Here is a 23,802-nt window from a genome sequence, read left to right on the forward strand (position 1 = left end):
GAAATGGAACTAAAATTAAAAGGATTTTTTAACAAAGCGGCCTAATAAAATTAGTCACAAAATTACTAGGAAGTCCAAATTTAATTAACTTTGTTAGATAACCAGAATCAGATGATACTATGTCTATGAATAATATTCCGAGTGTAGACCTTTCAGATTTTTTATCTAAAGACTCTAAACGCAAAGAAAAGTTTGTTAACGAAATTGGTAAAGCTTATGAAGAAATAGGTTTTGTCTCTTTAAAAAACCATTTTCTAAACGATGATCTTGTGGATGAACTTTATAAAGAAGTGAAAGCTTTTTTTGATCTCTCTATAGAGGAAAAGGAAAAGTATGAAATAGAAGGACTTGGCGGACAAAGAGGTTACATCTCCTTCGGAAAAGAACATGCCAAAGGAAAGAAAGAAGGAGATTTAAAAGAGTTTTGGCACTTTGGACAAGAACCTTCAGACGATGCTAATCTAACCGAAAACTATCCAAAAAACATTCATGTGGAAGAGTTAATGGACTTTAACAAAACAGGAATGGAAGCCTATAGAATGATAGAGAAAACCGGTATTTATGTACTCAGGGCGCTTGCTTTATACATTGGGCTAGAAGAACATTATTTTGACCATTGGGCAAGTAATGGAAACAGTATTTTAAGACCTATTCACTACCCTCCTATTACTGAAGAACCTAAAGGGGCGGTAAGAGCTGGGGCTCACGGCGATATTAATTTGATTACTTTATTAATGGGAGCTTCTTCTGGAGGTTTACAAGTGTTAAGAAAAGACGGAGAGTGGATTGATGCCATCCCAGCAGAAGACGAATTGGTGATTAATGTAGGTGACATGCTAGAGAGACTCACCAACAATAAATTAAAATCTACCATACACCGTGTAGCAAATCCGCCAAAAGAACAATGGGGTAAGCCTCGCTATTCTATACCATTTTTTCTACATCCTCGAAGTGAAATGAAATTAAATTGTTTAGAAGAATGTATCGATGAAGAAAACCCTAAACACTATGAAGATATTACGGCAGGTGAGTTTTTACACCAGCGTTTGGTGGAAATTGGTTTAATTAAAGAAGATAAAGCTTAATATTTATGGACTTAAAAGATCAATTAAAAGACCTGTTTCCCGATCACGAAACCAGTGAGGTTGAAACCAACGAGGAAGAAGACCAAGAAATTTGGTTACAAGATGATCCTCTTATATGTAAGTATGAGAAAAGAAAAGGGAAAGCCAATACCATCATTGAAGGCTATACTGGTGCCGATAGTGATTTTAAAATATTAGCAAAAGAGCTTAAAACTACACTTGGCGTTGGAGGATCCTCCAAAAATGAACAAATTATTATTCAGGGCGATTACCGGTCTGAAATCATGGATATTTTAAAAGAAAAAGGCTTTCAAGTAAAGCGTGTAGGTGGATAAGCGCGAGTGTTTACATATCATCAATGGAGATAGTGCCTTAACATCCTTAGAGAATTTAAACCTTGACGGAAAAATATTCGTTTGGAGAGAGATGCTTTGTGAAGGTCCTACCCATAAATACGTAAATTCTTCAGCGTTTAAAGAAGCACGTTCAAAATTTTTGTCTGATTATTATGATATTCCACCAGAGGAGTACGAAGATAAATTTTTAAACCAGTTTTCTATTTTTGAAGAACAGCAGTTTTCTGAAGTATATCTATGGTTTGAATATGATTTATTTTGCCACATTAATATGTTGGCTGCCATTCAGTTTTTATCAGAATTAGAAATTGATATTCCTATCTATTTAATTTGCAGCGGAAGAATTAAGGGAGAAAGTAAATTAAAAGGTTTAGCCGAATTAACTTCGGAAGAATTTAAAACAGCTTATGAAAATCGGGTTCTCCTTAATGAGGATGACATTGAACTTGCGCAATACATTTGGACGATTTACAACGAGAAAAATCCTAAGAGAATAGCTCCGCACATTAGCAAAAGTTCAAATTTCGAATACTTGTCTAATTGTTTAAGAGCTCATTTAGAACGCTTTCCCAATTCAGAAACAGGCTTAAATGCCCTAGAAGGAAACCTCTTACATTTAATAGAAAACAATGAAATTACCAGTATTAACCAATGGTTGGGCTATAGTTTACAATACCAAGGTTATTATGGATATGGCGATATGCAGATGCAAAAGATTCTAGATAAACTTACTTTTTTCACCACCTTAGAAAATAATAGACTCACTCTGAATGAAAAGGGAAAAGCCGTCATAGATCAAAGCGAAAATTTTTATAGAGAGATGAAAGACGACATGCTTTATGGAGCGGCCTATAAATACGATTTTCTTTACGATAAAGAATCTCACACGCTTTTAAAATTATAATACATGATTAAAGAATCAGAACTTATTTTAAATGCAGATGGTAGCGTTTACCACTTGAATTTAAAGCCAGAAAATATATCACACCTTATCATCACTGTTGGTGATCCAGATCGTATTGATAGCATTACCAAACATTTTGATTCGGTTGAATTTAAAACACAAAAAAGAGAGTTTCAAACCCAAACGGGAACCTACAAAAACAAAAGAATTACCGTGGTTTCTACGGGAATAGGAACCGATAATATTGATATTGTTTTTAATGAGCTTGACGCTTTAGCTAATATCGATCTAAAAAATAGGGAAGTAAAAGAAGAACACCAGCAGCTTACATTTGTAAGAATTGGGACTTCTGGATCTATACAGAAAGAGATTCCCGTAGATGCGTTTTTAGCTTCAGAAAAAGCGATTGGATTTGACGGACTCCTCTACTATTACCAAAGTGATGCTTTCTTAGAAAAAGAATTTGCAGAAAATCTTCATCAGCATTTAAGCTTACATCCGCATAAAGCAAAACCTTATGTAGTGAGTGCCGATCCAACACTTTTAGATCATTTTTCTCAAGATGACCGCGTTTTTAAAGGAGTTACAGGAACCAATGTAGGTTTTTATGCGCCGCAAGGACGTGTATTGAGAGCCGCTTTACAAGATCCTAATTTTATAGACCAATTGACGACTTTTACATACAAGGACTATAAAATCACCAATCTAGAGATGGAAACCAGCGGTATTTACGGTTTATCAAAACTTTTAGGACATAGAGCACTTTCTATGAATGCGATTATCGCCAATAGAGAAACTGGTGATTTTAGTCAGGATTCCTTGAAAGCTGTAGAGCAACTCATTCTTTATACGCTCGATAAAATTACCTCTTTATAAGACTTTTATTTAACAGAACTTTAGCCGACCAAGCTGCTCGTAATTTGTAGTTTTAACAAAATTATACTTCATGCTAGATCCAGAATTTAATCACTTAAAACACAGAGACCTTGATTGGTTAAATTTTAATAAACGTGTTTTACAAGAAGCGGATGATAGCGACAATCCAGTATATGAAAGGTTGAAATTCTTGGCTATTTTCTCTTCCAATCTAGATGAATATTTTAGAGTAAGAGTCTCGCAGCTTAGGCAGATTAAGAGAATTAAGAAGAGTCTTCGTAAAAAATTAGCCTTAAGACCTTCTAAGAAAGTTAAAGAAATTCTTCGAGAAGTTTCTCTGCAACAGCAAGAGTTTGGGGCTATCTTTCATGATCAGATTATTCCTGAATTAGCTAAAAACAACATTCACCTCATTAATGATGAGGATTTTACCAAGAAACAACAAAAAGAAGTAGATGAATTCTACCATGAAAATATTGAAAGCTACCTAGAGCCACAAATTGTGGACTTTGAAAAAGAGAAACGTATTTTTATAGAAAACAATACCATCTATTACTTTGTTACTTTTAAAGGAAGCAAAAAAGTGGCCTTTGTCAATATTCCTTTAAATGACCACGGGCGCTTTTATACTTTTAAGGAGACAGGAGATTTCTACATTACGTTTATCGATGACATTATTCGCTATAAAATGCCTTCTGTTTTTTCTAAGGAAGAGATTACAGGCATTTATGAAATAAAAATGTCTAGAGATGCAGAACTGTATATCGATGATCAATACGACGGAGTTTTAGCCGAAAAAATCTACGATTCGCTTGCGCAAAGAACCGACGGCCAGCCTACTCGTCTACTCTACGATGCAGATATGCCCAAAGACTTTCAGAAGAAATTGAGAAAGCATTTAGGCTTAGGAAAAATAGACATGATGCCTGGAGGAAGGTATCATAATTTTAGTGACTTTTTTAGTTTTCCAAATCCGGGCCATAATAAAGATCTAGTTTATGAAGCTTTAAAGCCTATTCCACATAGAGAATTAGAAAATTCTGATAACTATTTTGATTCCATTAGAGGGAAAGACATGCTGGTGCATTTTCCTTATATGTCATTTTCATACGTAGAAAAATTTATTAAAAAAGCAGCGAATGACCCTGATGTTTCCGCTATTAAAATATCTTTTTATCGCGTAGCAGATGAGTCAAATTTGACCACTTCCCTACTAAAAGCTTTAAAAAACGGAAAAGAAGTCACTGTTTTTATTGAAGCCAAAGCGCGCTTTGATGAAGAAAATAATATCACTTGGGGCAGAAAATTTGAAGAGAAAGGAGCAAAAGTGATTTATAGCTATCCTAAGATTAAAGTTCACTCTAAAGTATTTTTTGTAGAGCGTACAGAGAACGGAGAAAAACTTAGGTATGCATATATAGGAACAGGGAATTTTAACAGTGAAACCAGTAAGATTTACTGCGATCACGGGTTATTTACCGCCAGCAAAAAAATCACTAAAGAGCTAGAACGTGTTTTTAAAGTCTTAGAAGGTGATCTTATTATTCCAAGAGCAAAAAACTTATTAATTTCCCCTTTCAATACCAGAAGAGATTTCACCAAACTAATTTTGCAAGAAATAGATTATGCAAAAGAAGGTTTAGAGGCTAAGATCACGGCCAAAATGAATAGTCTCGAAGATCCTGAAATCATCAATCTCTTATATAAAGCGAGTCAAAGCGGTGTAAAAGTAAGGTTGATTATTAGAGGATTTACGTGTTTAACTGCTGGAATGCCAAAGATTAGCGAGAATATTTATATTACCAGTATTATCGATCGTTTTTTAGAACACGGGCGTATTTACCTCTTTCATAATAAAGGAGAGGAAAAAATGTATTTTGGGAGCGCAGATTGGATGACCCGGAATTTAGACCGACGAATTGAAGTTTTAGCACCCGTGATGCAAGAACATGTTTTTAATGAATTAAAAGATATTCTTGAAATACAATTAAACGATAATCAAAAAGCAAGAATACAAGATGCTTCCGAAGAAAATAAGTATGTAAAGCCTAAAGCGGGAGAAGAAAAGATTAGATCTCAGTATAAAATTTATGAATATTTAAAAGAAAAACATACCGCATGAAATCAATAAAAGTTGGTGGAGTACCAGAACATTTTAATTATCCCTGGCACATTTGTATGAGAAAAGGTCTATTTAAACACCAAGGTTTAGATGTCACTTGGAAAGACTTTGACGGAGGCACGGGAGAATTGAGCAGAGCCTTACACGATAAAGACATTGACGTAGCCTTAGTCTTAACAGAAGGTATTATCAAAGAAATTGAAGATGGAGCTCCGTTTAAAATATTGCAAGAATACATCGCGTCCCCTCTTATTTGGGGGATTCACGTGGCGGCAAATTCGAGCTATCAGCATATGAACGATTTAGAGAAAACCACTTCTGCCATTAGCAGGTATGGATCTGGTTCTCATCTCATGACCTATGTCAATGCTAAAAATCAGCAATGGGATCCTAAAAATTTAAAGTTTGAAGTGGTGAAAAATCTAGAGGGTGCTGTAGAAGCTCTACCAAAAGATGATGCCCAATATTTTATGTGGGAACATTTTACCACCAAACCTTTAGTAGATCAGGGTACGTTTAGAAGAATTGCAGATTGCCCAACCCCTTGGCCTTGTTTTGTGATTGTAAGTACTGATGAATTTATAGCCAATCATGCAGCAGAATTAAAAGAAATGCTACAAGTGATCAATAGCGTTTCTAAAGATTTTAAAGAGATTCCTAGGATTAGTCGTCTTCTTGCAGAAAGATACCAACAAAATGAAGAAGATATTTTAAAATGGTTAGACTTAACGGAATGGAGTCAAAAGCAAATCAGTTCAAAAGAAGTTCTAACGGTTCAAAACCAATTGCAGGACTTGAGTTTAATCACGCAAAAATCTGATTTTGAAGATATTTGTCAATCCTTAATTTAAATAAAACGCCGTTAAACCTATTTTTTTACTGAAAATAATAAAATAAACGCAACCTTTGCAACCTTTTTACATCTACAGAATAAAGGACGTAATTATGTTTGTATTTTTAATTGTTTTATTGAGTCTTCTTATTATCAATTTGGCCTTGTTTTTATTCAGTAGAAATAAAACCGAAACGGTGAATACCGATGACTACAAAGTGGAGTAATCACCAGGTTACGGGTGCCTTTCCTAGTTTTTTTAAGATGGCATTGGTTTTACTAAAGTGTTTATTTCCGAACCAATATCCTCTATTTGCACTCAATGGCGAAGGATGTCCCGAAGTTAAAACATCATGTTTGGACGTGTCAATCAATTTTATTTTCTTTTTAGCGAATCCTCCCCATAGTAAAAAAACAACATGCTCTTTGTTTTCTGAAATCGTCGAAATAACTTGATCTGTAAATTTCTCCCATCCTTGTTTTTGATGACTTCCCGCTTCGTGTGCTTTTACCGTTAATGTTGCATTTAGCAACAATACGCCCTGATTGGCCCAACGTTCTAGATTTCCAGTGTTAGGAAAAGGGAGTTTTAAATCTTGTTCTATTTCTTTAAAAATATTAATTAAAGAAGGGGGCATCTTTATATTATCCTGTACCGAAAAGCACAACCCATTGGCCTGCCCGGCACCGTGATAAGGATCTTGTCCCAAAATTACTACTTTTAAATCCTTAAAATCACAATACTCGAAAGCCGCAAAAATAGCATCTGCTTTAGGGTAGCACGTATCATTTTTATAGGCTGTTTTCACAAAAGAAACCAAGTTTTTAAAATAAACTTTATCAAATTCATCATTTAATTGATTTTTCCAAGCCTTAGGAATATTTACCTTCATAAAATTATCGTTAAATTTGCCCAACTACGAAAGTAGAAAATTGCTATGATAAAAATTACAGAAAAGACCCTAAAAGATTTAGAATTTACAACCGTTTGTAGTCAAGTGGAAGAATATTGCCTCACCTATATAGGCAAAGAAAAAGCGCTGCACTTAACCCCTTTTTCTTCCAAAGAGGAAGTTATTTTTTCCTTACATCAAACGCAAGAATACCTTTCCTCTGACTTACAAGAGGCTAAAATCCCTAACCACGGCTTTGATCCTATTGCTAATGAAATCAAATTCTTAGCCATAGAGAACACCACTTTAGAGCTTCTGGGGTTTCGGCGCATTTCTTCTATTTCACAGACAACCAATTCTCATATTTTATTTTTTAAGAAGTATAAAGAGATCTATCCTACCTTATTTAAAACTACGCAAGAGGTAGAATTCACCAAGGAGATTGTTGAAAATATAGAGTTAGTAATCGATAAGTTTGGAGAAATTAAAGACAATGCCTCTCCCCTTTTACAAAGTGTCCGCCGGTCCATCAATAGCGTGCGTTCACAGATCAACTCTAGTTTTGTAAGCGATTTATCTAAATATCAAGGCTACGGTTACTTAGACGAAATCAAAGAATCTGTCGTAGATAACATACGGGTTTTGGCGGTTAATGCGATGTATCGGAAGAAAGTAAAAGGTTCTATTCTAGGAACTTCAAAAACCGGAAGCATTATTTATATGCAGCCCGAAAAAACACTAAAATATGCGCGAGAACTCAACAACCTAGAATATGAAGAGAAAGAGGAAGTCAATCGTATTTTAAAACAACTCACCGAAATCATTAGACCTTACCGCGAATTGTTGATCGATTATCAAAATCTTTTGAGTGATATCGATCTTATTTCCGCTAAGACAAAATATGGGAAGTCTATGAATGCGGTGTTGCCAAAACTCAGCGATGATAAAGAACTAGACCTTAGAGATGCTTATCATCCGGTTTTATATTTAAATAATAAAAAGAAAAATCAGAAAACCTATCCGCAAAGCATTAAGCTGGCCAAAGACAATCGCATTATTGTCATTTCTGGTCCTAATGCAGGAGGGAAAAGTATTACCTTAAAAACTGTTGGATTATTGCAAGTGATGTTGCAGGCAGGTTTATTGATTCCTGTTCATGAATACTCAAGAGTTTGTTTTTTCAACAAGATTCTAACCGATATTGGCGACAATCAAAGTATTGAAAATCATTTAAGTACTTACTCCTATCGATTAAAAAATATGAAGCATTTCTTAAGGAAATGCGATGATAAAACCCTTTTCTTAATCGATGAGTTTGGTACCGGTAGTGATCCAGAATTAGGTGGCGCTTTGGCGGAAACCTTTCTCGAAGTATTCTACGAAAAAGAATCTTTCGGAATTATCACCACTCACTACGCTAACCTAAAAAAGATGGCGCAGGAAACGGAAGCCATTAGCAATGCCAATATGTTGTTTGATTCTCAGACTTTAGAACCTTTATTTAAGTTGCATCTAGGGGAAGCTGGTAGCTCTTTTACCTTTGAGGTCGCTCAAAAAAATGGAATTCCTTACAGTTTAATCAATCGCTCTAAAAAGAAAGTAGAGCGAGGAAAAATAAGGTTCGATAAAAGTATTGCCAAGTTACAGCAAGAACGTTCTAAACTGGCTAAGACCACTTCCAGCTTAAAAGAAAAGGAGCTCAAAGCTTCTGAAGAACAACAAAAGCTAGACGAGATCAATTCTAGGGTTCAACAAAAGTTGGAAGGCTTTCAAGAATTGTACGATGCCAATCAGAAGCACATTTACCTTGGACAAAAGTTAGATGATTTAGCCGATAAATTTTTCAGAAATAATAAAAAGAAAGATCTTATTGCAGAGTTCTTAAAGCTTGTCACCATAGAGAATTCCAAGAAAAAGAAAGAAAGCATCAAGAAAGCTCAAGAAAAGAAGAAGAAAGACGAAGCCATTCAAAAGGAGGCTGTAAATAAGATTAAAGTCATCCGACAAAAGAAGAAAGAGGAAAAGGTAAAGCAAGACATCGTTGAGAAAGAAGCAGCCGAAAAGAAAATAGTATCTTTTAAAATCGATGATCGCGTGCGTCTAGAAGGAAGTCGGTCTGTGGGTACGATTGATAAAATTGAAAAAGGCAAAGCCATTATAAATTATGGTATGTTTACATCATCGGTACCACTAGAACAAGTGGAATTGGTGCAAAGAGCTAAAAAATAATGGAGAATCTCCCAAAAGATAAAAAAATAATCCTTTTTGATGGCGTGTGTACGTTGTGCAATAACGCCATCGATTACATTATCAAAAAAGATCATAAAGATCAGTTTGTCTTTGCTTCTTTGCAAAGTGACATCGGTAAAAAACTCACCGAAGAACGAGGAATCGATACGTCTCAAATAGATTCGATGATATTAATCATTCCGGGAGAAGCCTATTATGTAAAATCCTCTGCCGCTTTACAAATCTTTAAACGTTTAAAAGGTGCGGTTTCGCTTTCGCGGATTTTTCTACCTCTACCCGAAAGTTTTAGAGATAGTATTTATGATCTCATTGCCAGAAACCGTTACCGATGGTTTGGCAAAAAAGAAACATGCAGAATGCCCACTCCTGAGGAGAAAGCGAAGTTTATTGAATAGAAAACTAAAAAAAGCTTTAAAAGTTCTTTTTAGTTTTCTCTAACTTACTTCTTATAATTATCGTCCCAATTCTTAACCAAAGGTTGGTCTCGTAATTTCCCTACGGCCTTAGCCACCAACATTGCAACTGAAGCATCTCCTGTTACGTTTACGGTGGTTCTACACATATCTAAAGGTCTATCTATCGCAAAGATTAAGGCTAATCCCGCTTCAGGAATTCCTGCTTGCGCCAAAACAATAACCAACATCACCATTCCTGCTCCTGGAACTGCAGCAGATCCTATAGATGCTAGTGTTGCTGTCGCGATAATTCCTAATTGGGTACCAAAAGAAAGGTCCATCCCAAAAGCTTGCGCAATAAATACAGCTGCTACGGCTTGATACAAACTCGTTCCGTCCATATTAATGGTAGCTCCAATAGGCAACACAAAACTAGAAACTTCTTTTTCTACTCCCAAATGCTCCTCTACGCGCTCCATGGTTACTGGCAAAGTAGCGGCACTCGAGCTGGTTGAAAAAGCTAACAATTGAGCTGGAGAAATTCCGTTCATAAAGAATTTGGGCGTTCTTTTAGTAAAGATCCACACAATTAGAATATAAACGCCTATCATCAATAATAATCCTGTGATAACACACAAAGCATACATAGCTAAAGCCGCAAATAAATCGGCGCTTGGAGATTCGACTACCAATGCCGCCAATAAAGCGAATACTCCATAGGGAGCCGCGAGCATGATCATATCAATCATTTTGAGTATGACTTCATTAAAGCCATCAAAGAAAACTTTTACAGGCTCTGCTGTTTTTTCAGGAATAAGAATAAGACCAATTCCGAAGAAAATAGCGAAGAAAATCACTTGTAACATATTGGCGTTGTTGGAAGAAGCGCCTATAATATTACTAGGAACAATATCTACCAAAGCTTGTAAGGGACCTGCATTTTTTTGCTTTTCAGCATCTTGTCGTTTTAAATCGGCTTCTCCTCCATAATTGGCTACCAATTCTTCTCGGGTTTCTTCTGAAATCGTGCTCCCAGGTTTCACTACATTTACTACCGTTAATCCTATAGAAACGGCGATTATGGTCGTTAGAATATACGTACCTATAGTTCTAATCCCCATTTGTGATAGCTTAGAAATATCTTTTAAATCTGAAACTCCCTTAATCAGGGAAGCTAAAATTAATGGAACGGCAATTAGTTTTAAAGAATTGATAAAAATGGTTCCGAAGGGTTTTATCCAATCACCAATAAAGTCTGCTCCCCATTCAAAATTACTTAAAATCAAGGCAAAAATAACCCCCAGGGCCATTCCTATTAATATTTGCCAGTGTAATGCTAACTTCTTCATGTAATGCTTTTATTGGGTTGAATTGAATCTTCGTTGTAATAATATAAAATCTGCCAAAACCAAGGCTGCCATCGCTTCTACAATAGGAACCGCTCTAGGTACCACACAAGGGTCGTGTCTTCCTTTTCCCTGCATTTCTATGGACTCTCCTTTCGTATTAATGGTAGTTTGTTTTTGGATGATAGTGGCGACGGGTTTAAAAGCAACGTTAAAATAAATAGGCATTCCATTAGAGATCCCTCCTTGAATACCACCGCTATAATTGGTTTTTGTTTTTTTATGCGTATCAAAAATATCGTTATGCGCGCTCCCCCTCATTTTGGTACCTTCAAAACCACTTCCATATTCAAAACCTTTTACAGCATTGATGGAAAGCATGGCTTTTCCTAAATTGGCATGAAGTTTATCAAAAACGGGTTCTCCTAAGCCTGTAGGAACATTTTCTATGACACATGAAATAATTCCGCCAAGGCTATCTCCTTCTTTCTTTACGGAAGTGATTAGTGTTTCCATTTTTGATGCCACCTCTGCATTGGGGCATCTCACCACATTCTGCTCAATTTCTTTAAAATTGATTGTATCTTCTTGGGTTAGCTGAATATTTCCCACGCTACTCGTATAGGCTGTAATAGTAATCTCTTTTAAAAAAAGTTTGGCAATTGCGCCAGCTACTACTCGGCATACCGTTTCTCGTGCGCTAGACCTACCTCCTCCTCTATAATCGCGGCTTCCATACTTCTCGTCGTAAGTAAAGTCTGCGTGACTGGGCCTATAGACGTCTTTAATATGATCGTAATCTTTGGTTTTTTGATTGGTGTTTTTAATCACAAAACCTATGGAAGTTCCAGTAGTTTTACCTTCAAAAATACCCGAATAAAACTCCACTTCATCGGCTTCCTTACGTTGAGTAACGATTTTGGATTGACCAGGTTTTCTTCTTTTTAGTTCTTGTTGTATAAAATTAAAGTCGATAGAAATTCCAGAAGGACACCCATCAATTATTCCTCCTAAGGCTTCCCCATGGGATTCTCCAAAGCTGGTGAGTTTAAATAAAGTGCCAAAAGAATTTCCTGCCATGAGTGATTTTCAACAAATGTAAATTTTTAGAAAGATAATTAAAAGTTCTAGTTAACTAAACTTTAATCTAATAAATACAAAATCAGCCTAAGATTTTGGTTTACAGATCTTTAGCTATTAGAAATAAACCCGCTCCTACTACGTTTATTTCTGTATTCTATGCATTTTAGGACTCTAACGACATCAGCTTAGTTTCTAGGAGATGAGGAAGCTTGAAGTGTTGATGTCTCAATTCCGTAAAGAAAATAAAACCCGCTTAGCTAAAGAGACAAAATAAAATGAGATTTTACTCGTTTTAAGTACGTTATGAGTTTTAAATAAAAAAATAATATCTTTGAAAAAATAATATTCTAATGAAACTACGTATTTTAAGTTTAGCTTTAGTGATGACAAGCCTTATTTCATGCTCGTCTGACGACACCTCTGTTAACGAAACCAACAGCAGTAACTACTTTCCTTTAACGACAGGAAATGAGTGGAATTACAACAATAGTTCTGTCGTAGAGGGAGAAAGCGAAAATACCAATAACGAGACCCTTACCGCTACTACCGAAAATAACAACGCTTATTCTTTTAGCTCTTCGGCAAATATGTTAGAAAGAGGAATTATTACGGGAATTTTGGTGAATGGAAATCTTTCCAAGCAAAATGGGAAATTAGTTTACAACGGTCAGTATATAATAGATCTTAGTTTTTATGGTATGGAGAATTTAAGTATTCCCATCAATAATCTAACGGTATATGATGTAAATGCCTCGGCTGGGGATCAGCTTTCTACCTTAAGCAATACAATTGATCAAACTTTTAATTTGCAAGGACAGGATATTCCTCTTACGATGACATATTCCTTAAACACTCAGCAAAATGAAATCTTAGAAAGTTATACGGTGAACAACGTTTCTTATGAAAATGTTTTAAAATCTACTCTTTCGGTAAATTTAGCGGTTGATGCCAGTGTTGCTATCATCACGCTTCCTTTATTAGAAGAGCAAGAAGTCTTGACTTCTTCTAATTATTATGCTGCAGACATCGGACTTATTTACAGTGAGAATTCAGTATCTTATAACTTTGAAGATTTATCGCAATTTGATATTCCTACGTTAAATCCTATTAACGTAAACACAACTCAATCTATTGATACCTATACAGTTCAATAAGAATAAACCAAGAACCTCGGGGCAGGCCTGCCCCGAGCTATGAATAAGAAAATACTTTTAAAAACCGAGGGGAACCTCGGGGAATTTAATCCTCTAGAGGGCTAAATCTTAGCTTTAATCAATGCGTTCTTTAAAATACTTATAGGATGCATTGATTTTTTTTGTGTTCCGTCGTAAATCTGATGCCTACAACTTGTTCCGTTGGCCGCAATAATCGTTTCTTTTGCAGCTCTTTTTACGGCAGGAAAAAGACTCTGATTTCCTATTTGCATACTCACTTCATAATGTTCTTTTTCGTAGCCAAAACTACCTGCCATTCCGCAACAGCCAGAAGAAATTATGGTGACTTTATAATTTTCTGGGAGATTCAAAATATCGAAAGTGGGTTTTATGGTGCTTAAGGCTTTCTGGTGGCAATGCCCATGAATTTTTATTGTTTGCTGCGTATTCTCAAACTGCGCGGAAGTGATATTTCCCTTTTTAATTTCTTCGGATAGAAATTCTTCTATTAAAAATACGTGTTTTGCGAGTTTTTTAGCCTTTGCTGGAGCATTAGCCAAACGCAAGTATTCATCCCGAAAGGACAAAATAGCGCTAGGTTCAATTCCTATCAGCGGACTTTCTTCTGAAACCAGAGCTTCAAAAATTTCTATATTTTTATTTGCTAACTGCTTGGCTTGAACTAAAAAGCCTTTAGAAACTTGTGCTCTTCCGCTTTCTTCGTGCGCTACCACTTTTATTTCATAACCTAAATGCGTCAAGACTTCTATGGCATCTAAACCTATGGGCGTATCCAATTGGTCTGTAAATTCGTCAATAAACAAGTATACTTTGTTGATGGGTTTCGCTTTCGCGGAAAGCAAATCGGGATTTTCTCGTATACTTTTCCGTAAAGATTTTTTAGAAAGTATTGGCAAACTGCGTTTTGGAGCAATTCCTAAGCTTTTCTTGATTAGCTTTGAGCTTAGAGTATTCGTAAACAAAGCATTGGTAAGCGATGTGCTGAATCTTCCCCTCTTATTCCACGTATAGTTTTCTGCAAAAAGCCGATCTCTAAAGCTATGAGAATTATGTTGATGGTATTGGTATAGAAATTCGGCTTTATAAGCTGCCATATCCACATTAGAAGGACATTCGCTCTTGCAACCTTTACAACTAATGCACAAATCTAATACTTCTTTGGTGGACTTATCATTAAATCGATCTTTAGAATGAGGCTGAGTCATCAATTCCCGCAACATATTAGCTCGCCCCCGAGTCGTATCTTTTTCATTTTTTGTGGCGCGGTAACTCGGACACATCGTTCCACCTGCAGCGACACTTTTGCGGCAATCTCCGCTTCCATTACAGTTTTCTACAGCGCGTAAAAAACCTTGAGTACCCTCAAAATTCATCAAGGTTTTTATTTGATGCTCTTTACGGTCTGTTTCATAACGCAAATCGGTTTCCATAGGAAGTGCTTCCACGATTTTACCAGGATTAAAGATGTTTTGAGGATCAAATATAGTTTTAGTCTCCTTAAAAAGTTGATAGTTTTTAGCACCCACTAGCATTTCAATAAAGGAAGCTCTCACTCTACCGTCACCGTGTTCACCGCTAAAAGAACCTTTATATTTTTTAACCAATAAGGCTACCTGATGTGTGATTTCCTTAAAAAGCACTACGTCTTCGCTCTTTTTTAAGTTTAAAATAGGTCGGAGGTGAAGTTCCCCCGCGCCAGCATGAGCGTAATACACCGCTTTTTGATCAAAGCCTTTCATCAATTGGGTAAACTCATTAATATAGTTCGACAGATCTTTTAAAGCCACCGCAGTATCTTCTATACAAGCCACGGCCTTCTTATCTCCTTTTAAATTTCCCAATAATCCCAAGCCTGCTTTTCGCAACTCTAGCGCTAGGTGAATTTCTTCTCCGTATAAGATTTTATTGGCGTAAGATTTTGACTTCGTCTGTAAAATATGCTCTAAAGTCTTTATTTTTTGTTGTAATGCTTCGGGCTGATCTGCTTTTAACTCCAGCATCAAAATCCCGATAGGATCTCCCTCAATAAAAAACCTGTTTTCTTTATATTTTAAGCTGTCTTGGGTACAATCTAAAATGACTTTATCCATCATCTCACAAGTAAACAAATCTTCTTCCATCACTGGCGCTACCGCTTCCAAACAATCTTCAATACTATAGAAATGCGCCGCAATCATCGCCGATTCCTTCGGAGGCAATGGGTCTAATTCCAGTTTAATTTTGGTAGTAAATGCCAAAGTACCTTCGCACCCGCATAATAACTTACAAAAATTAAAAGTCTTTGTTGACGAAGAAAAAATTTCAGTATCGATGAGAGCATCCAAGGCATAGCCTGTATTTCTTCGGTGTATCTCTGGCAGTGGAAATTGCTCTCTGATTTCCTCTTGCACTTCTTTGGGAAGCAACATCTGGTAGAATTTCTTGTAAATATCTCCTTCAAAATCATCTTGTTCTAGCTTTCGCTGAAATTCTTCCGCGTTAAGCGAACCGAAAGTAGCTATACTTCCATCAGAAAGAATGACTTCCATTTCTAAGACCTTATCTCTGGTCACTCCATATTGAATGGATGTGGTGCCGCTAGAATTGTTTCCCACCATTCCGCCAAGGGTACAGCGGTTAGACGTGGAAGTATTGGGCCCAAAAAACAACCCATGAGGTGCTAGATACCGATTCAGATCATCCCGAATAATTCCGGGTTCTACAGTTACGCTGCGCTCGGCTTCATTAAACTCAATTACCGAATTTAAATATTTTGAAATATCCACCACCAAACCTTCTCCCACACATTGCCCCGCCAACGAAGTTCCTGCAGCTCTAGGAATAAGTCCTAAATTATGCTTGCCTGCAAATGCTATAATGTGTTGAAGATCTTCCACTGTTTTGGGAATTACCACGCCCATAGGTAGTTTCCGGTAAACAGAAGCATCTGTAGCATATAATTTCTTATAGGTGTCATCTATAAAAAGTTCACCTTGTATTTGTTGCTTTAAGGATTCGATTAGAGATAAATTCAATGTTATTAACAGTTTTTAAGTAAGATTAACAAAAGATTGTCCGGCAATAATCGTAAGGTATTAAATTTGAAAATATATTTGACATTAATTAAAAAATTAAATAAAATGAAAAAAATTGCTTTGACCCTCAGCCTTGTTTTAGGAGCATTATTAACCATGAATGCTCAAGAAATTTCTAAAAATGCCATTGGTCTTCGCTTAGGAGGGGGAGATGGTTTTGGTGCAGAAGTATCTTATCAACGTGCACTTGGTAATAACAACAATAGATTAGAGTTAGACTTAGGATGGAGAAACGATAAGCATTTTGATGCTTTTAAACTTGCTGGACTATACCAATGGGTTTGGAATATAGAAGGCGGATTTAATTGGTATGCTGGTGCTGGTGCTGGTATTGGTAGTGTTGATGACAATAGAGTTTACAGAGATGATTTTCATCATGATGATGGTGCATTTCTATTTGTTGCCGGTAATATTGGTATCGAATACAACTTTGACATTCCTCTACTAGTATCGTTAGATTTTAGACCAGAAATTGGTTTTTCTGACTATGATGTAATTGATGATTTTGCTCCAGATATTGCGATTGGGGTACGTTACCAATTCTAAAATAAGGTATTATTTACTTAGTCTTGGCATTAAGATTTGAGGCGGCTTTCTTATAAATTTCTTCATACATAGGAATTACAGAGTCGGTATCAAATTTTAATGCCATTTCTTTTGCGTTCAATTTAAATTGATCTAAGCGCTGCTCATCGCTTAAAATATAAATCGCATTCTCAGCCATACTATCTACATCCCCCACCTCGCTTAAGTAACCAGAGAAACCTTGTTTGTTCACTTCGGGTAAACCGCCAGTATTAGAAGAAATCACAGGAACTCCATTGACCATAGCTTCCAAGGCTGCCAATCCAAAACTTTCTTTCTCTGAAGGAAGTAAAAACAAATCTGAAAAGCATAAAATCTTATCCACATCATTGCTTTCTCCTAAGAATATAATCTTATCTGAAATTCCCAAGGTATCGGCTAAGTTTTTAGCGGGTTGCACCTCTGGTCCTTCCCCCACCATAATTAACTTAGACTTTACTTTTTTCTGAATTTGATTAAAAATCTTTACCACATCATCAATACGCTTTACCTTTCTAAAGTTACTCACGTGGGTGACAATCTTTTCATCATCTTCGGCCATTAATTCCCGTTGACAATCTGTAAACTGATTCTTCTCTCTATGGGTATCTATAAAATTTGGAATTACGCAGATAGGAGATTTTACATTAAACAAGCGTAAGGTATCATCTTTTAAACTTTGTGAAACCGAAGTAACATAATCACTTTTATTGATACTAAAGGTCACTGCCGGCTTATAAAAAGGATGATTTCCTACCAAAGTGATATCAGTGCCATGGAGCGTGGTCACCATAGGAATGTAAACCCCTTCTTCCTCCAGCATTTTCTTTGCCATATAACCTGCGTAGGCGTGAGGAATCGCATAATGCACGTGCAGCAATTCTATTTCATGCAACAAAACCATATCTACCAATTTACTAGATAGTGCCAGCTCGTAGGGTTGGTAATGAAATAAAGGATATTCGGGAACATTCACCTCGTGGTAATGAATATTTTTAGAAAGTTGTTCTAAACGAACCGGTTGCTTGTAGGTTATAAAATGGACTTCATGACCTCGTTTGGCTAGTCCCATTCCTAATTCGGTGGCGACTACTCCACTTCCTCCAAAAGTGGGATAACATACAATTCCTATTTTCATGATTTTTTGCTTAAAGGTAAAACTTTTGGCAACAAAAAAACTTTAATACATAATCGATTCATAGATTAACTGCTGTATTTTAGTTCTTATGTCTTCGCTTATCAACTTTCTATTGGTAGCATCTGGGAAGGTTCTATTGGATAAAAACACATATACAATTTCTTCTTCGGGATCTGCCCAAGCATAGGTTCCTGTGAAACCGCTATGTCCAAAGCTTTTCATAGAAATACAACCGCAAGTAGGACCAAGCGTCCCCAATTGAGGTTTATCAAAACCAACTCCTCTTCTTACATCTTCTTCACAATAGTAACACTTATTAAAGGTCTCTAAAGTTTCTTGAGTAAAAAAACGTTTGCCGCCATAGTAACCATTATTCAAATACATTTGCATGATTTTAGCTACGTCATTGCTATTGCTAAAAAGACCCGCATGACCTCCCACTCCGTCTTGCATTGCCGCACCTTGGTCATGAACATAACCTTGTATCTTTTGCTTTCTCCAATAATCGTCTATCTCTGTAGGCGGAATTTGATCTTTGTCAAATCGCTCTAGCGGAAGATATCCCATATGATTAGCTCCTAAATCTTTATAAAATTTCTCTTGAGTAAGTTGGTCTAAAGAGCTGTCGTAATAAGTTTCTAGGTATTTTTTTAAGATGTAATACGGCAAATCACTATACTTATATTGCTTTCTTTTACGCAGATCGCTATCTACAATCTGCTTAAATATAGAGTCATTAATATCCTTACGCATGTAGAATTGATCGGCTACTTTTACATTAAATAATTCATCGGGTTGTGGTCTAAAATACTTTACGGAAGCCTTTTTTGTTTCCGCGTCAAGCGTACCAATATAAAAAGGGATCCAAGCTTTAAGTCGGGCATAATGACTTAACATTTCCTTCAAGGTAATATTGGCTTTATTGGTTCCTTCTAATTCGGGTAAAATCTCTTTTAGCTTCGTATTTAGCTGAATAACTCCTTTTTCTTTTAGCTCCATGATTAAAGGCAGACTGGCCAATATCTTGGTTAAAGAAGCTAAATCATAAATGGTAGTATCACTAACTGGGATTTTATTTTCATAGGTGTGATACCCAAAATTCTTTTGATAAATCACTTTCCCTTTTCGTGCTACTAAAAGCTGAGTTCCAGGCGCCATTTTCTCGTCAATTACCTTTTGAGCCAAAGCGCTTATCTTATTTAAATTAGCTGAATTCATTCCTACCGTTTCGGGCAAACCGTAAGACAAGCGTTTTAAAGGTTTGGTAATGTATTTGGTGCCTTCAGGGAAGTCATCTCCTACCGTTACGGGTAATCGACCTTCGGCTCCAATCGCCCCAAAAAGCATCTGCGCTACTTTCTCTTGAGCAATTTTACTGTTTTGATATCCCAAAACAATTCCTTCTAGATTGGTAGTTGTCTTTAAATCTAAAATAGAATAAGGTCTGGCAAAAGAAGCGAGCACCGTCGTATTTAGACGAGAGATCTCATACAACCAAACCAATTCTTTTTGTGTAAACTTATAAGATTTCCAAGGATTATCATTAGAAGTATGATGCCCTACAATCACATAATTGTAATCTTTTAAAGTTGTCAATAAAGATCCAAGGTGTTGTTTTTGAATATGATCTACTTGCGTATATTTTTGAAGCTGATTATAAAAATCTTCTCCTTTGTCATCACCAAGACTCACATAAGCTATTTTTTTATGTTTTAAATCTTTAATAGGCATAATCGCCTTGTCATTCTTGATCACGGTGATTGCTTTTTCTATCACTTGCTCGTACAATGCATCGTCAAGAACGGTATTCAATTCTTCTACCAAATAAGCAGTTTCAACCGGCTGGTAATGGCTTAAGCCGACTTTATATTTTGCTTGTAAAATTTTCTTTACGGAAAATGCTAAACGTTCTTCAGAAATCACGTCTTCTTGATACGCTTCAACAAGTAGAGCATGCGCTTTAGGAATATTTTCTGAAATTAATAAAATATCGTTTCCGGCAAGAAAAGCTGCTAAATCAATTTCTCCAGGTTCATCAAAATCTGCTACTCCTCTCATATTTAAAGCATCTGTAAATACTAATCCTTTATAATGAAGGCTGTCCCGCAATAATTCTGTAATGATCTTTTTAGATAAAGAGGAAGGAAAATTCTTTCTAGGCTCTAAAGCTGGAACATTTAAATGTCCCACCATAATGCTCGAAACTCCTTCTTGAATCATCTTATAATATGGGTATAACTCTAAACTGTCTAATCGTTTTTTAGTAAAATTGAGCGTGGGTAAAGCTTTGTGAGAGTCAGTATCTGTATCTCCGTGTCCAGGAAAGTGCTTGGCACTACTCAATACATTTTCTTTGTGCATCCCTTTCATAAAAGCAAGCGCTTTTTGGGTTACACGTTCTTTATTCTCCCCAAAAGAACGGTTTCCTATAATTGGATTTTCAGGATTGGTATTGATATCTACTACAGGAGCAAAATTAATATGCACTCCTAAACGCTTGGAATGTTTTGCTATTCGCTGACCCACTCTTTCTATGAGTTGATTGTCTTCTAACGCTCCCAAGGTCATATTCCAAGGAAAAGCATAAGTAGAGTCTAATCGCATCGCCAATCCCCATTCTGCATCCATTCCTATAAGTAAAGGAATACGAGAAAGCTTTTGAAACTCATTATTCATTTTGGCTTGTTGCTGTGGTCCTCCTTTAGAGAAAATCACGCCTCCAATATGATAATCATCAATAAGTTTTTTAATGTTATCCGCGGCAGCGTCACCTTTACTAGAGAAAATATCGACCATAAATAACTGGCCTATTTTTTCTTCTAAGCTCATATCTGCATAAAGACTATCCACCCACTTCTTTTGATCTACAGTGTCTTCTGACAACAACGGACTCACTTTTTGAGCGAATATGTTGGGAATTACCAATAATATGAAAAGGGTTCTTAAAAGGAATTTCATAGACTTTACAGAATTAAAAACAGGGTATAAAAGAAACGAAAAGAGCGCTTAAAAGTTGTGCTACAAAAACCTCTTGTGCCAACTTTCTTCTAAGGGAATCTCCCAATCGTGTAAGTATTCATCTTTGGTATTTACCAAGTTATTGAATACGATGGTTTTAGGAGAAACCGATCTATTTTTAACAATCTTCTTAAAATCTATAAGTGTTTTATAAGCGATAAATTCACCTTGCTTAAAAGTCACGTTCATCTTATCTAGTAAGTCTACCTTATATTTTTTCTCCAAATCTTGGATAAAATGTACCGAAGCATCGATAGAACATCCAGAAGCTCCTTGTAGGGATTGGTCTAAACCAATAATAATAAAACGTCTATATTTTATTTCATATCCGGCTTTTAAAGTGGAGCCATGTGCGGCCCATTGTCCTATAAACTGGGTAAGTTCTTTTTCTAATTCCTGAATTTCTTCAGGAGTAAAAGGTCTATTTGATTGGTAAATCCAAATTTTGGATTCTAATGGTAATTCTTTAAAATCTACATGCATATCAAGGCTACATCTTCAGTATTAAAATTATAATTCATCTGCTTGAGCAATCATCTCGGCCACATCCATGACTTCAATCTCTCCCTCTTTATTTTTACTTTTAACACCATCGTTCATCATCGTATTACAAAAAGGACATCCTGCTGCAATCATATCTGGTTTAGTTTCCATAGCTTGCTCAGTACGTAAAACATTAATATCTTTATCACCAGCTTCTGGCTCTTTAAACATTTGTCCGCCTCCTGCACCACAGCAAAGTCCTTTCTTCTTACAATTCTTCATCTCTACCAATTCTACTTCTAACTTGCGAAGTAAATCTCTTGGTGCTTCATATTCATTGTTGGCCCTTCCTAAATAACAAGGGTCATGAAAGGTTATTCTCTTTCCTTTAAATTTTCCCCCTTCAACTTTTAACTTTCCTTCCTCTAGAAGAGATTTTAAAAATTGGGTATGATGCATTACTTTATAGTTTCCACCAAGTTCTGGGTATTCATTTTTAATCGTATTAAAACAATGCGGACAGGCGGTTACAATTTTTTCGATCTCATAACCATTAAGCACTTCTATATTTTGTGCAGCTTGCATTTGAAACAAGAACTCATTCCCCGCTCTTTTTGCAGGGTCTCCTGTGCAACTTTCTTCGGTTCCTAGCACTGCAAAATCTACTCCCGCTTTAGTCAGTAACTTTACAAGAGCTTTAGTTACTTTTTTTGCTCGATCGTCAAAGCTTCCCATGCAGCCCACCCAAAATAAAACTTCAGGTTTTTTACCTTCTGCCATATATTCAGCCATTGTTGGTACTTTAATCGCCTCTTCCATAATCCGTATATCTTTTTCTCTTTTTTTAAGAGTAATTTTTAAAATTTATTTTTCTTCTGCCCAATTCAACCGGTCCATTTGATTGTAAGGCCAAGGTGCACCGTTATTTTCAATATTCCCCATGGCAATATTAAGTTCATTTGGCGCAGCACTTTCTTCCATTACCAAATACCTTCTCATCTCTACAATGATTGATAAAGGGTCTATTCCTATAGGACAAGCTTCTACACAAGCATTACAAGTAGTACAAGCCCAAAGCTCTTCTTTACTAATGTAATCGTTTAAAAGTTGTTTCCCGTCGTCTTTAAATTCTCCTTTATTCGCATCTATATTGGCTCCCACTTCCTCTAAACGATCTCTCGTATCCATCATAATTTTACGCGGAGAAAGTTTTTTTCCGGTTTGATTTGCCGGACATTCAGAAGTACAACGTCCACATTCTGTACACGTATAGGAGTTTAGCAATTGCACCCAGTTTAAGTCTTTCACATCGCTGGCACCAAATTTCTCTGGCTCTTCTGCTTCTACGGAAGGATCTGGTGCAGCAAAAGGATCTGCATCGGGATCCATCATTAAATCCACTTCTTTTTTTACAGATTCTAAGTTATCAAATTTTCCTTGCGGAGTTAATTTCGCAAAATAAGTATTGGGAAAAGCTAAAAGAATATGTAAATGCTTTGAATAATATAGGTAATTAAGGAAGAATAATATTCCTAAAATATGTAGCCACCAAGCAGCTCTTTCTACAATAATTAGAGATGAAATACTTAAACCATCAATAAGTGGTACTAAAAACTGACTGATAGGAAAAGCTCCAACTATACCAGCTTCATTGGTATAATGATCGGCTCCTAGAGATTGTAATTGAAAGTCGGTTGCATTCATTAATAAGAATAGAACCATTAAAATCATTTCGAAATATAAGATATTGTTCCCATCATTTTTAGGCCAACCTTTCATTTCATTAGCCCAAAAACGCTTAATTCGAATCACATTTCTACGGATCCAAAATACAACAACACCTATAAAAACTAGTAAGGCTAAAATTTCAAAAGAACCAATAAGCACATCATAAGTAGCTCCTAAAAAAGAAAAAATTCTATGGGTTCCAAAAATACCATCAATGATAATTTCTAATACCTCTATATTTATAATGACAAAACCTACATAAACAATAATATGTAAAAATCCTGCGATAGGTCTTTTTACCATTTTAGACTGTCCTAAAGCTACTCTTGCCATATTGGCAAAACGCTCATTAGGTTTGTCGTTCCTATTTACCTCTTTTCCTAAACGTATATTTCTTACTAACTTCTTTACGTTTCTAGCAAAAAAGCCAAAACCAAAAAGTAAAGCAATAACAAATAGAATTTGTCCTACTAATGCCAT

At 36.0% G+C, this 23,802-nt stretch carries 19 protein-coding genes; 10 read left to right on the top strand and 9 right to left on the bottom strand.

Going from position 1 to position 23,802, the window contains the following annotated elements:
- The first annotated feature begins 125 nt into the window (after positions 1-125).
- The 6 genes from RBU60_RS06730 (at position 126) to RBU60_RS06755 (ending at position 6,194) form a co-directional block, all read left to right on the top strand.
- Positions 126-1,085 (top strand): isopenicillin N synthase family dioxygenase, encoded by a 960-nt coding sequence (locus RBU60_RS06730; protein WP_308864041.1) that lies wholly within the window; start codon positions 126-128, stop codon positions 1,083-1,085.
- 5 nt (positions 1,086-1,090) lie between these two features.
- On the top strand, positions 1,091-1,420 hold the full coding sequence (locus tag RBU60_RS06735; RefSeq protein WP_308863973.1) for a translation initiation factor: 330 nt from the start codon (positions 1,091-1,093) through the stop codon (positions 1,418-1,420).
- Positions 1,413-2,345: a DUF1835 domain-containing protein gene (locus tag RBU60_RS06740; RefSeq protein ID WP_308863974.1), complete on the top strand. Its 933-nt coding sequence runs from the start codon at positions 1,413-1,415 to the stop codon at positions 2,343-2,345. The genes RBU60_RS06735 and RBU60_RS06740 overlap by 8 nt, the downstream gene beginning before the upstream one ends.
- A 3-nt stretch (positions 2,346-2,348) precedes the next feature.
- On the top strand, positions 2,349-3,221 hold the full coding sequence (locus tag RBU60_RS06745) for a nucleoside phosphorylase (protein WP_308863975.1): 873 nt from the start codon (positions 2,349-2,351) through the stop codon (positions 3,219-3,221).
- 70 nt (positions 3,222-3,291) lie between these two features.
- Entirely contained in the window at positions 3,292-5,343 is a 2,052-nt protein-coding gene (ppk1, locus tag RBU60_RS06750) for a polyphosphate kinase 1 (RefSeq protein ID WP_308863976.1), read from the top strand.
- Positions 5,340-6,194, top strand: a complete 855-nt coding sequence (locus tag RBU60_RS06755; RefSeq protein ID WP_308863977.1) for a substrate-binding domain-containing protein — start codon at positions 5,340-5,342, stop codon at positions 6,192-6,194. Before ppk1 ends, RBU60_RS06755 begins: the two co-directional genes overlap by 4 nt.
- A 208-nt stretch (positions 6,195-6,402) precedes the next feature.
- Here RBU60_RS06755 and RBU60_RS06760 read toward each other — a convergent pair whose 3' ends face one another.
- Entirely contained in the window at positions 6,403-7,068 is a 666-nt protein-coding gene (locus RBU60_RS06760) for a uracil-DNA glycosylase (protein ID WP_308863978.1), read from the bottom strand.
- 45 nt (positions 7,069-7,113) lie between these two features.
- On the opposite strand from RBU60_RS06760, the gene RBU60_RS06765 reads away from it, so the two are divergent.
- Together RBU60_RS06765 and RBU60_RS06770 are read left to right on the top strand one after the other, a co-directional pair.
- Positions 7,114-9,297, top strand: a complete 2,184-nt coding sequence (locus RBU60_RS06765) for an endonuclease MutS2 (protein WP_308863979.1) — start codon at positions 7,114-7,116, stop codon at positions 9,295-9,297.
- Positions 9,297-9,713 (top strand): thiol-disulfide oxidoreductase DCC family protein, encoded by a 417-nt coding sequence (locus RBU60_RS06770; protein ID WP_308863980.1) that lies wholly within the window; start codon positions 9,297-9,299, stop codon positions 9,711-9,713. The genes RBU60_RS06765 and RBU60_RS06770 overlap by 1 nt, the downstream gene beginning before the upstream one ends.
- A gap of 44 nt (positions 9,714-9,757) precedes the next feature.
- On the opposite strand, the gene RBU60_RS06775 is transcribed toward RBU60_RS06770, so the two are convergent.
- A complete protein-coding gene (locus tag RBU60_RS06775; RefSeq protein ID WP_308863982.1) occupies positions 9,758-11,062 on the bottom strand; it encodes a dicarboxylate/amino acid:cation symporter in 1,305 nt (434 codons plus the stop codon).
- A gap of 9 nt (positions 11,063-11,071) precedes the next feature.
- Positions 11,072-12,139, bottom strand: a complete 1,068-nt coding sequence (aroC, locus tag RBU60_RS06780; RefSeq protein ID WP_308863984.1) for a chorismate synthase — start codon at positions 12,137-12,139, stop codon at positions 11,072-11,074.
- Positions 12,140-12,492: 353 nt separating this feature from the next.
- Here aroC and RBU60_RS06785 point away from each other — a divergent pair, with 353 nt between their 5' ends.
- On the top strand, positions 12,493-13,296 hold the full coding sequence (locus tag RBU60_RS06785) for a hypothetical protein (RefSeq protein ID WP_308863985.1): 804 nt from the start codon (positions 12,493-12,495) through the stop codon (positions 13,294-13,296).
- Between the two features lie 101 nt (positions 13,297-13,397).
- Here RBU60_RS06785 and RBU60_RS06790 read toward each other — a convergent pair whose 3' ends face one another.
- Complete coding sequence (locus tag RBU60_RS06790) at positions 13,398-16,331, bottom strand: FAD-binding and (Fe-S)-binding domain-containing protein (RefSeq protein ID WP_308863987.1); 2,934 nt, start codon at positions 16,329-16,331, stop codon at positions 13,398-13,400.
- A gap of 105 nt (positions 16,332-16,436) precedes the next feature.
- Between RBU60_RS06790 and RBU60_RS06795 the strand changes: the two genes are divergently transcribed.
- Entirely contained in the window at positions 16,437-16,937 is a 501-nt protein-coding gene (locus tag RBU60_RS06795) for a hypothetical protein (RefSeq protein WP_308863988.1), read from the top strand.
- 13 nt (positions 16,938-16,950) lie between these two features.
- On the opposite strand, the gene bshA is transcribed toward RBU60_RS06795, so the two are convergent.
- The 5 genes from bshA to RBU60_RS06820 are packed head-to-tail and all read right to left on the bottom strand — an operon-like array spanning position 16,951 to position 23,802.
- Positions 16,951-18,093 (bottom strand): N-acetyl-alpha-D-glucosaminyl L-malate synthase BshA, encoded by a 1,143-nt coding sequence (bshA, locus tag RBU60_RS06800; protein ID WP_308863989.1) that lies wholly within the window; start codon positions 18,091-18,093, stop codon positions 16,951-16,953.
- 42 nt (positions 18,094-18,135) lie between these two features.
- Positions 18,136-21,051: a glycoside hydrolase family 3 N-terminal domain-containing protein gene (locus tag RBU60_RS06805; protein ID WP_308863990.1), complete on the bottom strand. Its 2,916-nt coding sequence runs from the start codon at positions 21,049-21,051 to the stop codon at positions 18,136-18,138.
- Between the two features lie 60 nt (positions 21,052-21,111).
- Positions 21,112-21,594, bottom strand: a complete 483-nt coding sequence (locus RBU60_RS06810; protein WP_308863991.1) for an ABC transporter ATPase — start codon at positions 21,592-21,594, stop codon at positions 21,112-21,114.
- A gap of 27 nt (positions 21,595-21,621) precedes the next feature.
- Positions 21,622-22,413, bottom strand: coding sequence for a (Fe-S)-binding protein (locus RBU60_RS06815; protein WP_308863992.1), 792 nt, complete (start codon positions 22,411-22,413; stop codon positions 21,622-21,624).
- 45 nt (positions 22,414-22,458) lie between these two features.
- The gene (locus tag RBU60_RS06820) at positions 22,459-23,802 is read right to left on the bottom strand and encodes a (Fe-S)-binding protein (protein ID WP_308863993.1); all 1,344 of its coding nucleotides are present in this window, start codon (positions 23,800-23,802) and stop codon (positions 22,459-22,461) included.

It is taken from the genome of Mesonia profundi, from assembly GCF_031085155.1.
In the GTDB taxonomy this organism is placed as follows: domain Bacteria; phylum Bacteroidota; class Bacteroidia; order Flavobacteriales; family Flavobacteriaceae; genus Mesonia; species Mesonia profundi.

Coding starts and splice junctions, on each gene's coding strand:
- RBU60_RS06730 (WP_308864041.1), top strand. CDS start 126: ATGAATAATATTCCGAGTGTAGACCTTTCAGATTTTTTATCTAAAGAC.
- RBU60_RS06735 (WP_308863973.1), top strand. CDS start 1,091: ATGGACTTAAAAGATCAATTAAAAGACCTGTTTCCCGATCACGAAACC.
- RBU60_RS06745 (WP_308863975.1), top strand. CDS start 2,349: ATGATTAAAGAATCAGAACTTATTTTAAATGCAGATGGTAGCGTTTAC.
- ppk1 (WP_308863976.1), top strand. CDS start 3,292: ATGCTAGATCCAGAATTTAATCACTTAAAACACAGAGACCTTGATTGG.
- RBU60_RS06755 (WP_308863977.1), top strand. CDS start 5,340: ATGAAATCAATAAAAGTTGGTGGAGTACCAGAACATTTTAATTATCCC.
- RBU60_RS06760 (WP_308863978.1), bottom strand. CDS start 7,068: ATGAAGGTAAATATTCCTAAGGCTTGGAAAAATCAATTAAATGATGAA.
- RBU60_RS06765 (WP_308863979.1), top strand. CDS start 7,114: ATGATAAAAATTACAGAAAAGACCCTAAAAGATTTAGAATTTACAACC.
- RBU60_RS06770 (WP_308863980.1), top strand. CDS start 9,297: ATGGAGAATCTCCCAAAAGATAAAAAAATAATCCTTTTTGATGGCGTG.
- RBU60_RS06775 (WP_308863982.1), bottom strand. CDS start 11,062: ATGAAGAAGTTAGCATTACACTGGCAAATATTAATAGGAATGGCCCTG.
- aroC (WP_308863984.1), bottom strand. CDS start 12,139: ATGGCAGGAAATTCTTTTGGCACTTTATTTAAACTCACCAGCTTTGGA.
- RBU60_RS06785 (WP_308863985.1), top strand. CDS start 12,493: ATGAAACTACGTATTTTAAGTTTAGCTTTAGTGATGACAAGCCTTATT.
- RBU60_RS06795 (WP_308863988.1), top strand. CDS start 16,437: ATGAAAAAAATTGCTTTGACCCTCAGCCTTGTTTTAGGAGCATTATTA.
- bshA (WP_308863989.1), bottom strand. CDS start 18,093: ATGAAAATAGGAATTGTATGTTATCCCACTTTTGGAGGAAGTGGAGTA.
- RBU60_RS06805 (WP_308863990.1), bottom strand. CDS start 21,051: ATGAAATTCCTTTTAAGAACCCTTTTCATATTATTGGTAATTCCCAAC.
- RBU60_RS06810 (WP_308863991.1), bottom strand. CDS start 21,594: ATGCATGTAGATTTTAAAGAATTACCATTAGAATCCAAAATTTGGATT.
- RBU60_RS06815 (WP_308863992.1), bottom strand. CDS start 22,413: ATGGAAGAGGCGATTAAAGTACCAACAATGGCTGAATATATGGCAGAA.
- RBU60_RS06820 (WP_308863993.1), bottom strand. CDS start 23,802: ATGGCATTAGTAGGACAAATTCTATTTGTTATTGCTTTACTTTTTGGT.